This window comes from Mycobacterium sp. URHD0025, from assembly GCF_000426065.1.
GTDB lineage: Bacteria > Actinomycetota > Actinomycetes > Mycobacteriales > Mycobacteriaceae > Mycobacterium.
In genome coordinates this window covers 311,943-326,055 of sequence record NZ_KE384491.1, presented here as the reverse complement: position 1 = coordinate 326,055, position 14,113 = coordinate 311,943, and the positions used below count along the sequence as shown (strand labels likewise).

Here is a 14,113-nt window from a genome sequence, read left to right as displayed (position 1 = left end):
ATTCCACTCATGACTGTGACTCAAGAGTCCTCCGTGCTGCCCAACGGGTTGACCGTCGAGGCGGCCAAGGCCGAGGCCGCGCGGGCCTACGAACTCGACCGCGCACACGTGTTCCACTCCTGGTCGGCGCAGGAGGAGATCTCGCCGATGACCATCACCGCCGCCGAGGGTTCCTACGTGTGGGACGGTGACGGTAACCGGTTGCTGGACTTCTCCTGCCAGCTGGTCAACACCAACATCGGCCACCAGCACCCCAAAGTTGTTGCCGCCATTGCCGAACAGGCCGCCAAGCTGTGCACGGTGGCTCCGCAGTACGCCAACGCGGCACGCTCGGAGGCGGCCCGGCTGATCGCCGAGCGCACCCCCGGTGACCTGAACAAGGTGTTCTTCACCAACGGCGGTGCCGACGCCGTCGAGCACGCGGTGCGGATGGCGCGACTGCACACCGGCCGCTACAAGGTGCTGTCCCGCTACCGCGCGTACCACGGCGGTACCGACACGGCGATCAACCTGACCGGTGACCCGCGGCGCTGGCCCAACGATCGCGGCAACGCCGGCATCGTGCACTTCAATGGACCGTTTCTGTATCGCTCGTCGTTCTACGCCGAGACCGAGGAACAGGAATCCCAGCGCGCGCTGGAGTACCTCGACAAGCTGATTCAGATGGAGGGCCCGTCCACCATCGCCGCGATCATCCTGGAGTCGATTCCGGGCACCGCCGGCATCATGGTGCCGCCGCCCGGATACATGGCCGGGGTGCGGGAGATCTGCGACCGGCACGGCATCGTGTTCATCGCCGACGAGGTGATGGCGGGATTCGGGCGCAGCGGAAAGTGGTTCTCGATCGACCATTTCGATGTGGTGCCCGATCTGCTCACCTTCGCCAAGGGCGTGAACTCCGGATACGTGCCGCTCGGTGGTGTGGCGATCAGCCCGCAGATCTACGAGACGTTCGCGCATCGGGCCTACCCGGGTGGGCTGACCTACTCCGGGCATCCGCTGGCCACCGCGGCCGCCGTGGCCACCATCAACGCGATGGCCGACGAAGGCATGGTCGAGAACGCGGCCACGATCGGCGCCGAGGTTCTGGCCCCGGGGCTGGCCGAGCTGGCTGCCAAGCACCGCAGCGTCGGTGAAGTCCGCGGTGCCGGTGTGTTCTGGGCCGTCGAACTGGTCGCCGACCAGCAGACCCGGGAGCCGCTGGCGCCCTACGGCGGCTCGAGCCCGGCGATGAACGCCGTCGTCGGTGCGTGCAAGGCCAACGGCCTGCTGCCGTTCGCCAACTTCAACCGCATCCACGTGGTGCCGCCGTGCAACGTCACCGCAGAAGAGGCGCGCGAAGGTCTGGCGATCCTGGACAAGGCACTCGACGTCGCGGATCAGCACGCGGTTTAGCGTCTTTCTCCATCGAAATTGCGCTCAGGGACGAATTTCTCGTGATTCTTGTTCCTGAGCGCAATTTCGTTATGCGGTACCGAGTCTCATGCTCATGACTGCGCTCTCATGATCAGGAGGCGCAATGCGCGATCTCACCGGGGGTCTTCTCAGTGCCGTCAATGTTCGCTGTTGCCATCGACGATCGCTTGACCGGCTCAGATGTATATGCCGCCGTCGACCCCGATGGCGTGTCCCGGTGATGTAGCACGTGGCAACGGCGCCGGCCCATGGCCGACGTTCAGCGCGCCTGTCGTCATCGAGATTGCCCTCAGGGACAAGAATCGCGAGAAATCTGTCCCTCAGTTCAATCTCGGTGTACGGACTTGACGCCCGTCCTTGCATCGGGTTGAGACACTGGACGGGTGCGTTCACCTGCCCAGTGCTGGCTAACCGACATGGACGGCGTCCTGGTGCGCGAAGAACACGCGCTCCCGGGAGCCGCTGAATTCCTGCAGACCCTGGCCGACAAGGAACGGCCATTCCTGGTGCTGACCAACAACTCGATCTTCACGCCGCGCGATCTGGCCGCCCGGCTGGCGCGTTCGGGATTGCTGGTACCCGAGGCGTCGATCTGGACGTCGGCCCTGGCCACGGCGGCGTTCCTGCGCGATCAGCAGCCGGGCGGTTCGGCGTATGTGATCGGTGAGGCCGGGCTCACCACCGCGCTGCACGAGGCCGGCTACACATTGACCGACATCGATCCGGATTACGTGGTGCTGGGGGAGACCCGCACCTATTCATTCGAGGCGATCACCAAAGCCGTCCGGCTGATCCTCCGCGGAGCACGGTTCATCGCCACCAACCCCGACGTGTCGGGACCGTCGGCGGAAGGCCCTCTGCCGGCGACCGGATCGGTGGCCGCGATGATCACGAAGGCCACCGGACGTGACCCGTATTTCGTCGGCAAACCCAATCCGATGATGTTCCGCAGCGCGCTCAATCGCATCCAGGCACACTCGGAGACCACCGTGATGGTCGGGGACCGGATGGACACCGATGTGGTGGCGGGGATCGAGGCCGGGTTGGACACCATCCTGGTGCTCACCGGGTCGACATCGGTCGACGACATCGAGCGATATCCGTTCCGGCCGAGCCGGGTGCTGCCGTCGATCGCCGAAGCCATCGAATTGATCTGAGGCACTGAGGGCGGCGCGCCGGCATCTCACCCCGAATCTGGCATTGCGACGCGCTGATCGCATAGAGTATCCAATATTAGCGAAAGCGAGACCCGATGCCACCGCGAACAGTCACCCGGCGTGCAGCCGCAGCGTCCGACGCCGCCACGAGCACGCGGTCGGATTTCGTCCGGCCCAAAACCGCTCAGCAGGCGGTGGCGGAAGCACTCCGACGTGACATCACCAGCGGCAAACTCGCGCCCGGCAGCTGGATCGTCCAGGAGAGCCTGGCCGAGCAATTCGGCATGTCGCGCATTCCGGTTCGCGAGGCCCTGAAAACGCTTGAGGCCGAGGAATACATCACCTATGTGCCACACAGCGGGTACCGCGTCGCCCAACTCGGGCTGGACGAACTCGTCGAGGTGTTCCGGATTCGCGACATCCTCGAGGCCGAGCTCATCCGCGATGCGATGCCTGCGGTCACCGATGAGCTGATCGATGCCATGCGCGAGCAGATGTCCGTGATGGACCGGGCTGCCGCGGACGGTGACCTGATCGAGGTCGGGCTGGCCAACCGTAGGTTTCACTTCCTGTCCTTCGAGGCCAGTCGGATGGCGCGCACCAAGCGCATCGTCACCCAGCTGTGGAACACCGCCGATGCGTATCGCCCGATGTACGCGCATCTGATGGATTTGGAGCAAGTCAACAGCGAGCATGTGCTGTTGGTCGAAGCAATGGCGGCGCGCGACCTCGAACGCGTGGTCGCCTTGAACCACCAGCATCGCGTTCATGCCATCGACCATCTGCGCACCGTGTTCGGTAACCGGGACTCCGGAGAGTGACGCCCTGGGAACGCTTGGCTGCCTTGGGAATCGAGCTTCCGGCTGCGGTGGAGCCCAAAGGTGCCTACTTTCCGAGCCGTCGGTGTGGAAACCAACTGTGGATTTCGGGAACCACCGCACGGCGTCCGGACGACCCGGGCGCGGTCGGCGTGGTGGGTGACGGCGTGACTTCCGCGCAGGCAACGGCGCAGGCGCGCTTGGCTGCCCTGAATCTCGTGTCGGCACTGGATGCGGCCGCGGGACTGGATTCGATCGCCGGTCTGGTGCATCTGCGTGGATATGTGCGCGCCGCTTCTGATTTCGATTCCCACCCCCGCGTGATCGATGGAGCGTCCGAACTGTTGCTCGATGTGTTCGGTGAAGAGCGTGGTGCGCACGCCCGCACGGCCATCGGAGTCGCATCGTTACCCGGCGGCGCGTGTGTGGAACTCGAGCTCGTCGCCACCGTGCGCGACTGATCAGGCCGGTCGCTGAGCCATGCGTCCGATCGCCAGGCCCAGCGCGATCCCGGCCAATGTGGTCAACAAGATTGAAAGCCAGTCATTTTCGGTGGACTCGGCTGGTTGTCGTGCCACGATCGCCTCGGCAACCTGCGCATCTTGGGCACCGTCTGGCCCGACGATCATCGTGTTGAGCTTGCGGACGAACTGCCCGATGATGCGGTTGCTGACCTGAGAGATGACACCGCTGCCGAACTGTGCGATGCGGCCGCCGAGTTCGAGGTCGGTGCGTACCGTGACTTCGGTCTGTGCGCCCCGTTCGCAGGCCGACATGGTGACGGTGGCCTCGGCCGAGCCATTGCCCTTCCGGTCGCGGGCCCGCCCGCGGACCACCATCTCGTGCGCGCTGTCGTCGCGGCGGATCACGGTCGCCGTGCCGGAGAGCGTGAGTCCGACCGGCCCCACCTTGACGGCGACGTTGGCGCGGTAATCGTTGCCGCCGTCGTGGCTTTCGAGTGCTGCACCGGGGATGCACTCGACCACACGGGGTACGTCGGTCAGCACCGCCCAGGCGATGTCCAATGGGGCATCGACGGAGAACTCGTTGATCAGCTGCATGGGGTTCTGTCTCCTCAATTCCGCGTTGCGGTTGTGCCTCCCGGAGGCCCGACCTACGATTGGATACGATATCCAACGTCGCCCAGGAGGTCGATAGTGCTGAGTAAGGGAGTCGGTCTGTTTCCGACCGAACCGGTGGGCACGATGTGCGAATACGTGCGATTGAGTGAATCGCTCGGCTACGACAACGTGTGGTTCGGGGATTCGCAGAACATCTGGCGGGAGTCCTCCACCGTCATGGGGGCCGCGGCCGTCGGAACCGAACGCATCATCTTCGGCACCGGTGTCACCAACGCGGTGACACGTCACCAATCTCTGCTGGCCTCGACGTGGGCAACGCTGGCCGAGTACACCGGCGGCCGGGTGGCATTGGGCATCGGCACCGGCGACTCATCTTTGCGGACAATGGGTCTCAAGCCGCTCAAGCTGGCGGAACTCGAAGAGTCGATCCGCGAGCTTCGCGCGTTGTTCAGGGGAGAGAAGGTGGTGGAGCCGTCCAGCGGTGCCGAATACCACCTCAACTACCTGACCAAGCCGATGGACGTTCCGATCTACATCGCGGCTTCCGCCCCGAAGATCCTGCGAATGTCGGGCCGCATTGCCGATGGCGTCATCGTGCTGGTCGGCACTGCCCCCCACTTCATCGAGGCGGCGTTGCGGACGATCGAAGCCGGCGCGGCCGAGAGTGGTCGTTCCCTCGATGACATCCATATCGTGCTGTGGACACCGACCGCCATCGACGACGATCGGACCAAGGCACGGGATCTGGTGCGTGCGCACGTGTCGCGCGTGGCGATCCGGCCGCTTCCTGCCAAGGTGGAGCCCGCTCTGGAGAAGGCCATCGATCGGATCCGCGACTCCTACGACTACTACCAGCACATGAACCCCGAGGCCTCGCACGCCGACCTGGTGCCCGACGAACTGGTGGACCTGTTTGCGCTGGCCGGGACCGCGGACGAATGCGCGCAGCGTCTCAAAGAGATCGAAGCTCTTGGTGTCGACCAGGTTTCGATCGTGCCGTTCGTGGCCCCGGGGGAGAGCCGGGCGCCGACCATTCGTACCTTCGCGGACATCGTCGACGGCCGTGGCTGAGCGCCCCGTCGGTGAGTTTCCCGCGCCGGGAAGTGCGGTGCCGGGCGCTCCGCCACCGCTGAACCGGAAACTGACTGCGGCCGACGGCATTTCGGTTGCGGCCGTCCAAAGTGGGGAGCCGGTCCTCGTGGGCACGGTGGCCCCAGCGGTACCTCGACCTTCGGGGACGAGGTTCACCACGGCGGCGGCGCTGATCGGGGTGGCTGTCGGCCTCGAACTGTCCCGGTTCTGGACGAGTGGCGGCGCCGCTCACAATGGTCCAAAATGTTGACCTAGATCACAGTGATTCGTATAGTGTATCCAATATTCAACCCTCCGGAGGTTTGCGTCCATGGCCTGGTTTCGTAAAGTGTTCGCCGCGGCGGGTACCGCGGTGGCACTCGTCGCGGCAGTGTCCGCATGTGCCGACGAATCGACAGGCCCGGAAGGTGGCGGAGCGGACAAGCTGAGCATCTCGGCCACCGGCGTCGACAGCTTGCCGTTCATGGCGATACTGCAGGTCGGTATCGACAAGGGCTGGTTCAAGGAACAAGGTCTCAACGTCGACCTCTATTCCGGTGGCGGTGGCGGCAACACTCTGCGGGTGGTCACCAGCGGTGACGCCGATATGGCGATCGCGGGCAACAGTTCGGTGATTCTCGCGGCGCAGCAACCGAATTCGAACCTCAAGGTGGTCGCTCCCTGGTTCCAGGTCAACGACTTCTCATGGATCTCGCCTCCCGGCCGGAAACTGGAGAACGCCACCCTCGGTTTCAGCTCCGCGGGCTCTTCCACCGAACTGATCGTCAAGGGACTTGAGCGCAAGCTCGGTGTGAAGTCGCAAGCGGTCGGCCCGATGGGTGACAACTGGACTGCCGCCAAAGCCGGCCAGATCACCGGGGGCTGGGCCATGCAGCCGTTCATCGCCGACAAACAGGCTTCGGAACATGCTGAGGTGCTTGTCGATTCGAGGGATGTGGTGGGTGACCTGCCGGCCGACCTCGTGGCCGTGAACGCCGACTACGCTCAGCAGAATCCCGACAACGTGCGTGCGTTCTTCACCGTCGCCGACCGACTGAACGATTGGCTGGTGGCCAATCCCGATGAGGCCGCCGACCAGATCGCGCCCCTGGTGGGGGTGACTCCCCAGGTGATGAGGTCCGCGTTCGCCAGTAATCCGGATCTGGCGAAGGGTTATTCGCTGAAGGTCGACGCGGACGGTCTCAAGAACCTCTCCGAGTTGATGGTCGGCGCCGGTCAGATTCCGGCGCAGATCGACTGGGCCGCAACGCTGGATCAGCAGTACCTGCCCGACGACGCGCAGACCGACATCTGAGCTTGACCAGGGTCAGTACCTCTGAAAGGCGTACCTATGGATCGTGACGGTATCCGCATCGACGACGTCTCGGTGGTCTTCGATACACCGGCCGGCAAGGTGACGGCAGTGGCCGATATCAAACAGCATGTGCCGCATTCCAGTTTCGTGTCCATCGTCGGACCGAGCGGATGCGGTAAGTCGACCCTGCTGGCGGTGATCTCCGGGTTGCAGGAGGCGTCGACGGGACTGGTGCGCGTCGCCGGGCGGCCGGTCAACGGGCCTGACCCCTCGATCGGTGTGGTGTTCCAGGAGGATTCCACGTTGCCGTGGCGCACGGTCGAAGAGAACGTGGCGTTCGCGATGGAGATGATCGGCACGGACAAGGCCGATCGCCGGAAACGGACCAGGGAGACGATCGAACTCGTCGGTCTCGGTGGTTTCGAAAAGTCCTACCCCTCCATGCTTTCCGGTGGGATGCGGCAACGCGTCGCGCTGGCGCGCACCTTGGCGGTTCAGCCGGAGGTGGTGCTGATGGACGAGCCGTTCGCGGCGCTCGACCAGCAGACCCGGCTGTTTCTCGGCGCCGAGGTGAGACAGATCTGGGCCAGGACCAATCAGACCATCGTGTTCGTCACCCACGACATCGCCGAGGCGATTCTGCTCTCACAACAGGTTTGGGTGATGTCGTACCGGCCGGGTTCGATCATCGATGTCGTCGACATCGACCTGCCCGACGAGCGTGACGCGAGCATGGTCTCCACCCCGCGGTTCAATGAACTCCAGAACCGGATCTGGACATCGCTGCAGGCCGAATCCATGCGTGGATTCCGACAGCAGGAAGCCCAGAAGAAGGTGGCTACGTGACGACCTCATATGTCGCGAAGGACGACCTGCCCACCGAGAGCATGAGTACCGGCGCCGGTCGCCCGGAGCCGGAGCGGCGCAGGAGGCGGTTGAGCAACTCGGCCATCAGCATGCTCTCGACGCTCGTGCTCATCCTTGTCTTCGTGCTGGCGGCCGAACTGGGTGCCCGGACCGGGATGTGGAGCGACCGTATTCTGCCCGCCCCATCGGTGATCCTGTCCGAACTGGGGCATCTGCTCGGCGAAGGGCAGTTTTGGAACGACGCGGCCAGAACCGGTGTGGAGGTGGCGTTCTCGATTCTGTTCGGCAGTCTTTTGGGTTTCGTGGCCGGGCTGACGTTCTGGAAACTGCCTGCCATCGGGCGCGTCTTCGAGCCGTACCTGGTGTCGTTCTATGCGGTGCCGCTCGTGCTCTTCTATCCAGTGATGATCGTGATCGTCGGGATCAACGCGTTGTCCGTGATCATCCTAGCGACCGTCATGGCAGCCATCCCCATGGCGCTGAACACAGCGGTCGGGCTCAACACCATGCCGCCGGTGTACATGAAACTGGCCCGATCGCTGAAGGCCTCGCCCCGACAGACCTTGTTCGCGATCGCGATCCCAGCGGCCGGACCGTACATCGTCGCGGGCCTGCGCTTGGCCGTCGTGTACGCCCTGATCGGCACCATCGCGATGGAATTCACCACTGCGCAGGCAGGTCTGGGCTACCGCATCCGGTACCTCTACGAGATTTTCAACAACGACGAGATGTTCGCCTACATCGCGGTTGTGCTGGTCCTGTCGTGCGTTCTCACCGCGGCGCTGGCGACGGTCGAACGCATTCTGCTGCGCGGGAGGAACCGATGACCTCGACCCTGCGGTCACCTGCCGGACAACCTCCACTGGACGCGACGCGACCCACGTCGCAGCGGTTGCGCGCAATCCTGGGTAATCAGGCCGTCGGAGCGACACTGCTGGCACTCGTGGTGGCGATCGTCTGGGAGGTCTTCTCCGCTCTGACCTTCGTGATTCCCTCCCCGGTGGAGACTTTCCGCGTGCTGGCCCGCAACCTTGCCGATCCCGGGTACCTGTTCGATCTGCGGGTCACCGCGCAAGCGGTGTTCCTGGCGTTCGTGATCGGCACTGCGGTCGGCGGGGCACTGGGGCTCATACTCGGTCTCTCGCAACGGTTGCGCGTGCTGTTCGAACCGATGCTGATCGTGCTGAACGGAATACCGAAGATCGTGCTGTACCCGGTGCTGCTGCCGATCTTCAGCCTGTCCGGTTCCAAGATCGTCATGGGAGTGCTTTTCGCACTGTTTCCGGTATTGATCAACGTGACCACCGGGGTGCAGGAAATCCCGCGGGTGTATTGGAAATTGGCCCGGTCGGTCCGGGCCAACCCCTGGCAGATGCTGGTGCACATCATCATTCCCGCGATCCGGCGGCCGCTGCTGACCGGGATCCGGCTGGCGGTGAGCCTCGCGGTGGTCGGGGTGGTGCTCTCGGAGTTCTTCGCAACCAGGCGGGGTCTGGGCCGCGTGGTACTGCAGTCCTACAGCCATGGCGACTATCCCTCCATGGTGGCCACCATCATGCTGTTGATCACCATTTCGTTCGGCATCTCGATTGCGCTGTGGCAGTGGGAGAAACGACTTCATTGACCGCGAACGAATCGGCGCAGGGACACATCGGAAGTTCGGTCCGGCGCCGCGAAGACGAGCGCCTGCTCGGCGGCCACGGTCGATTCGTGGCGGATTGCGCAGCGGGTGCCCACCACGCCGTGTTCCTGCGGTCAGCCCAGCCGCACGCCAGGATCGTCGGGCTCGACACATCGGCTGCCGAGCAGATGCCTGGTGTGATCGGCATCTACACCGCCGATGATCTGGGGCTGCACGGTGTCCCCATCCCGTCGCTGACCACTCCGGATCCGCATTTCGCGGCGGCAACGTCATGTGTGCTGGCCGAGCAGCGTCTGCCGATTCTGGCCCACGACCGCGTGCACTACGCCGGGCAACCGGTGGCTGTGGTGGTCGCCGAGGACAGATACCGGGCCGAGGATGCACTGGAGGCCATCGAGGTCGACTACGAGCCGCTCGCCGCTGTGACCGATCCGTTCAGTGCGCTCGATCCCGGGTGCACGCCGCTGTTCGAGCACCTCGACAGCAACGAAGCGGCGCGGCTGCACTATTCGTTCGGTGACGTCGAGCGCGAGTTCGCTTCGGCTGCAGCGGTGGTCAGCGGTACCTACCGGATGAACCGGCACGGCGCGGTCCCGCTGGAATGCCGAGGCGTGCTGGCGCAGTTCGACGCCCGGCGGCAGCGGGTCGAGGTGACCACGTCGACCCAGGTTCCGCACATGGTGCGTAACGCGATCTGCGCGGTGACCGGATGGTCTCGCCAGGACGTCAAGGTCGAGGTTCCCGACGTGGGCGGCGGCTTCGGTACGAAGGCCAACGTGTACGGAGAAGAGATCCTGCTGGCGCTGCTCGCGCGGCACACCGGCCGCCGGCTGATCTGGGTCGAGGATCGTCAGGAGCACCTGCTGGCCAGCGCGCAGGGCCGAGACCAGGTGCACCGCACCAGACTCGCGGTCGATCGCGAAGGCCACATCCTGGCCTGGGCGGACGATTTCGTGGTCGACATCGGCGCCGGAAGCCTGTGGGTGGCCGGCATCATCGCCAACACCGCGATCCATCTGCTCGGCCCGTACCGGATACCGGCCGCACAGATTTCGGGCCGCGCGGCGCTGACCAACAAGACGCTGGTCGCGCAGTACCGCGGTGCCGGCAGGCCCGAGGCGACGTTCGCCCTGGAACGCAGCCTCGACGCCGCGGCCCGCGAGATCGGCCTGAGCACCGACGAGATCCGGCGGCGCAACCTGCTCACCGAGGCCGACATGCCGTACCCACGGCCGATTCCCTACCGTGACGGGGTACCGATCCGCTATGACGGGCGCGATTACCGGGCCTGTCTGGAATCGGTGCTCGACGCGCTCCCACGTGATGAGTTGGCCGGCTGCGCAGCTGAATTCCCGCAGTACCACGTCGGCTACGGGCTGTCGTCCTACTTGGAGGCCACCGGCCGGGGCCCGCACGAGACCGCGCGGATGCGTCTGCTGCCCGACGGGCACTTCGAGGTCACCGCCGGAGCGGCGTCGGCAGGTCAGGGGCACGAGACCGTGTTCGCACAGGTGGCCGCCGAGGCATTGGCGGTGCCGTTCGATCAGGTCCACTACGTGCCCGGCGACACCGAGCGGCTACCCGACGGGGTGGGCACGTTCGCCAGCCGCTCGGCGATCCTCGCCGGCTCGGCGGTGCACAAAGCCGCAGGCGCACTGATCGAGCTGGCCACCGAACGGGTGACAACCCTGTCGAACGCCGAACCCGGGGACGTCCAGTACGCCGAGGGCCGGTTTCACATCGCCAGGGACCACTCGATCAGCTGGTCCGAACTCGCCCGCGCGGCCGCGGTGGGCGGGGAACACGAGAGTGGCGGTGCCCTCGACGTCACTGCCGTGCACCGTGTTTCGACCGTGACCTGGACGATGGGTGTGCACGCTGCGATCGTCGGTGTGCACCGGCGGACCGGAATCGTGAAGGTGCTGCGCTATGCGGTTTCGCACGAGGGTGGACGCGAGATCAATCCGAAAATCGTCGAGGGGCAGATCATCGGTGGTGTCGCGCAGGGGGTCGGCGGCGCGCTGTTCGAACAATGGAAGTACTCCGAAACCGGTCAGCCCCAATCGACCACGTTTGCCGCCTACCACCTGCCGTTGACCACCGACATGCCGATGGTGCGGGTGCGTCATCTCCATGTCGATACCCCGGCGAACCCGATCGGGGTGCGCGGGGCGGGGGAGAGCGGGACCATCGCCGTGTACGCCGTGCTCGCCGGTGCCGTCGACGATGCACTCGGCGGGCGGATCCAGATCGACAGCACCCCGATCTCCACCGGACAATTGTTCCGGGCGCTCGATCGGCAAGCATCATGAAACCAGCGCCCTTCCACTACTTCCGGCCGGATTCGGTCGGCGAGGCCCTCGAGCAGTTGGCGCGCTATCCAGATGCCAAGGTGATGGCCGGCGGACAGTCCTTGATGGCGTTGATGAACCTGCGGCTGGCCCGGCCCAGTGTGGTCATCGACATCGGCCGTCTCGACGAACTCAAGCGGCTCTTCGACGACACCGACGCCCTGATCCTCGGGGCGCTGGTGACCCACCGCACCGTTGAGGTCGATCCGCTGATCGGCGCTCGCACACCACTGCTGGCCGCTGCTGCCGGCCATATCGGGCACATCGGTATCCGGAACCGTGGAACTCTCGGCGGATCGGTGGCTCACGCCGACCCGGCAGCCGAGATGCCCGTGGCCACCTTGGTTCTCGGCGCGACATTTCACACCGAATCCGCGCGCGGCGGCCGACGAGAGGTCGCGGCCGAGGACATGTTCGTGTCGTTCTACACCAACGCGCTCGAACCGGACGAGATGATCACGTGGGTATCGGTACCGGCCATCCGGCGGGGCCAGGGTTGGGGATTCGTCGAATACGCCCGGCAGCACGGTGATTACGGTCTGGCCGGCGCCGGTTGCCTGCTGAGTGTCGACGGGGACGGCCGAGTCGAGTCGTTGCGCGCCGGAGTGCTCAGCGCGGCGGATCGGCCGCTGTTGTTCGTGGGCGACGATGTGGTCGGCGAGCGCCCCTCGGCACGACTGTGGCGAACGTTGGCGCAGCGCTGGGCAGGTACCACCCAACCGTCCTCCGACGATCCGGACTACTCCCGGCGGTTGTGCGCCGAGGCGCTGGCGCAATCGCTCGCAGAGGCTCAACGGCGCATCGAAGAGGGACAGGAGGCCGTCCATGCAGGCAATTGAGACGTCTGCGACGGATATGTCGAAACCCCCGGCGGGAGTGCCGATATCAGCCGTCGTCAACGGCAGGCTGATACAGCGGACGGTGGCGCCCCGGTTGACGCTGGCCGACTTTCTGCGCGACGAACTGGCCTTGACCGGAACGCATCTGGGTTGCGAGCACGGTGTGTGCGGCGCGTGTTCGGTATTCCTCGACGGCCGGAGTGTGCGCACCTGCCTCATGCTGGCAGTACAGATCGACGGCATGCGGGTGACAACGGTCGAGGGTCTCGAGGAGTTCGAGGAGACCAGGAAACTCCGGCAGGCCTTCTCCGAACGGGGCGGCCTGCAGTGCGGCTTCTGTACACCGGGATTTCTGGTCACTGCCGTCGAACTGTTGCGCGATCCCGACACCGAGAAGCCACTGACCGAGGGTTCGGTACGAGAGGCGTTGTCGGGCAACATCTGCCGTTGTACCGGGTATCAGGGCATCGTGCAGGCGGTGCTGGACGCCGCCGACCAATCCGGGTGATGACGCCGCGGCCGGGATCGGCGGGCGACGCCGTGGGCGTCGGCCGGATCCGCACTCCCGAGTTGCTGCGCCCGGTCGGCAACAGCCGGTGGGGCATGGCCGCCGCGTTGGCCATCGCCCTGGGTGCCGTCCTTTCGGCTACCGCGCTGTTGGGGCGGGCCGAGTGGGGATCTGCGGTGGGGCTGGGGTTCGTGCTGACCGCCGTTCCCGAAATACCCACGGCCTGGCGGGCTGCCGTGCGCACCATGGGTGTGCGGGCGGTGACGGTGATGGCCGGTGGGGCACTCGTGGTCGCCAGTGCGCACAACGCCGCTGTGCTGGCGGCGCTCACCGTGGTGGCGGCGATCGCGGGTGCTCTGATACCCGGTGTCGGGGCGACGGCCGGCCTCGCGGTGGTACTGATATCGATCGATCTGGGTTACGGCACCGAGAGTTCGGCCGCACTGTGGCCATATCTCGTCGGTATCGCCATCGTGTTCGCGGCCTGGGTGACGTGGTTCGGGGTATCCCGGCTGCGGCACCGCGGCGAGGACGAGGCCACCGGGACGGGTGTGTCGGCCGGTATGGCTCACGCGGTTCGTGTCGGGGTCGCCGTGGCACTGGCCGTGTCGATGGCGGCGCTGTTGCCCGCGGACTTGGTGGGCGGCCATTGGCTGGTCACCAGCGTGCTGCTGACCATTCAGCCGAGCCAGTCGCAGACCGGCCAGCGGTTGGCTCAACGGCTTTCGGGTAACGCGGTCGGTGCGGTGATCGCCGCGGTGCTGCTGGGGACACGCCCGCCGGCGCCCGTGATGATCGGACTGACCGTGGTGTTGTTTCTGCTCGCGATGGCACTGCGGCCGGTCAACTACACGTGGTGGGCGATCACCGGCCCGCCGGTGCTGCTGGTGATCAGCGAGTACCCGGAATTGTTCCCGTGGTACGAGGGGGCCGTGCGGCTGGCGATGAATTTCGCCGGCGCGCTCATCGTGGTCCTCGTCGTGTTCGTCGCGCCTCTGTTGGCTCCGATGTGGTTGCGGCAGCGTTGAATTCGATCCGTGGCGCACC

General features: G+C 65.5%; 14 protein-coding genes. 13 read left to right on the top strand and 1 reads right to left on the bottom strand.

Going from position 1 to position 14,113, the window contains the following annotated elements:
* Positions 1-9: 9 nt before the first annotated feature.
* The 4 genes from H977_RS0129975 to H977_RS0129960 all read left to right on the top strand — a co-directional run bounded on the left by H977_RS0129975 (position 10) and on the right by H977_RS0129960 (position 3,852).
* Positions 10-1,395, top strand: coding sequence for an aspartate aminotransferase family protein (locus H977_RS0129975; protein WP_029111317.1), 1,386 nt, complete (start codon positions 10-12; stop codon positions 1,393-1,395).
* A 404-nt stretch (positions 1,396-1,799) separates the two neighbouring features.
* The gene (locus tag H977_RS0129970) at positions 1,800-2,573 is read left to right on the top strand and encodes an HAD-IIA family hydrolase (RefSeq protein ID WP_029111316.1); all 774 of its coding nucleotides are present in this window, start codon (positions 1,800-1,802) and stop codon (positions 2,571-2,573) included.
* A gap of 95 nt (positions 2,574-2,668) precedes the next feature.
* Positions 2,669-3,394 (top strand): GntR family transcriptional regulator, encoded by a 726-nt coding sequence (locus H977_RS0129965; RefSeq protein WP_029111315.1) that lies wholly within the window; start codon positions 2,669-2,671, stop codon positions 3,392-3,394.
* Between the two features lie 14 nt (positions 3,395-3,408).
* The gene (locus H977_RS0129960; protein WP_231396095.1) at positions 3,409-3,852 is read left to right on the top strand and encodes a RidA family protein; all 444 of its coding nucleotides are present in this window, start codon (positions 3,409-3,411) and stop codon (positions 3,850-3,852) included.
* On the opposite strand, the gene H977_RS0129955 is transcribed toward H977_RS0129960, so the two are convergent.
* Positions 3,853-4,452: an SRPBCC family protein gene (locus tag H977_RS0129955; protein ID WP_029111313.1), complete on the bottom strand. Its 600-nt coding sequence runs from the start codon at positions 4,450-4,452 to the stop codon at positions 3,853-3,855.
* A 96-nt stretch (positions 4,453-4,548) separates the two neighbouring features.
* On the opposite strand from H977_RS0129955, the gene H977_RS0129950 reads away from it, so the two are divergent.
* The 9 genes from H977_RS0129950 (at position 4,549) to H977_RS0129910 (ending at position 14,094) form a co-directional block, all read left to right on the top strand.
* Entirely contained in the window at positions 4,549-5,544 is a 996-nt protein-coding gene (locus H977_RS0129950; RefSeq protein WP_231396094.1) for an LLM class flavin-dependent oxidoreductase, read from the top strand.
* Between the two features lie 331 nt (positions 5,545-5,875).
* Positions 5,876-6,859 (top strand): ABC transporter substrate-binding protein, encoded by a 984-nt coding sequence (locus H977_RS0129945; RefSeq protein ID WP_029111311.1) that lies wholly within the window; start codon positions 5,876-5,878, stop codon positions 6,857-6,859.
* A 36-nt stretch (positions 6,860-6,895) separates the two neighbouring features.
* Positions 6,896-7,705: an ABC transporter ATP-binding protein gene (locus tag H977_RS0129940; protein ID WP_029111310.1), complete on the top strand. Its 810-nt coding sequence runs from the start codon at positions 6,896-6,898 to the stop codon at positions 7,703-7,705.
* Positions 7,702-8,553, top strand: coding sequence for an ABC transporter permease (locus tag H977_RS0129935; protein ID WP_029111309.1), 852 nt, complete (start codon positions 7,702-7,704; stop codon positions 8,551-8,553). Before H977_RS0129940 ends, H977_RS0129935 begins: the two co-directional genes overlap by 4 nt.
* Positions 8,550-9,350, top strand: coding sequence for an ABC transporter permease (locus H977_RS0129930; RefSeq protein WP_029111308.1), 801 nt, complete (start codon positions 8,550-8,552; stop codon positions 9,348-9,350). The genes H977_RS0129935 and H977_RS0129930 overlap by 4 nt, the downstream gene beginning before the upstream one ends.
* Entirely contained in the window at positions 9,347-11,680 is a 2,334-nt protein-coding gene (locus H977_RS0129925) for a xanthine dehydrogenase family protein molybdopterin-binding subunit (RefSeq protein WP_036477707.1), read from the top strand. Before H977_RS0129930 ends, H977_RS0129925 begins: the two co-directional genes overlap by 4 nt.
* Entirely contained in the window at positions 11,677-12,558 is an 882-nt protein-coding gene (locus tag H977_RS0129920; protein ID WP_029111306.1) for an FAD binding domain-containing protein, read from the top strand. The genes H977_RS0129925 and H977_RS0129920 overlap by 4 nt, the downstream gene beginning before the upstream one ends.
* Positions 12,545-13,066, top strand: a complete 522-nt coding sequence (locus H977_RS0129915; RefSeq protein ID WP_051289221.1) for a (2Fe-2S)-binding protein — start codon at positions 12,545-12,547, stop codon at positions 13,064-13,066. Before H977_RS0129920 ends, H977_RS0129915 begins: the two co-directional genes overlap by 14 nt.
* A complete protein-coding gene (locus tag H977_RS0129910; RefSeq protein ID WP_029111304.1) occupies positions 13,066-14,094 on the top strand; it encodes an FUSC family protein in 1,029 nt (342 codons plus the stop codon). The genes H977_RS0129915 and H977_RS0129910 overlap by 1 nt, the downstream gene beginning before the upstream one ends.
* Positions 14,095-14,113: the final 19 nt, after the last annotated feature.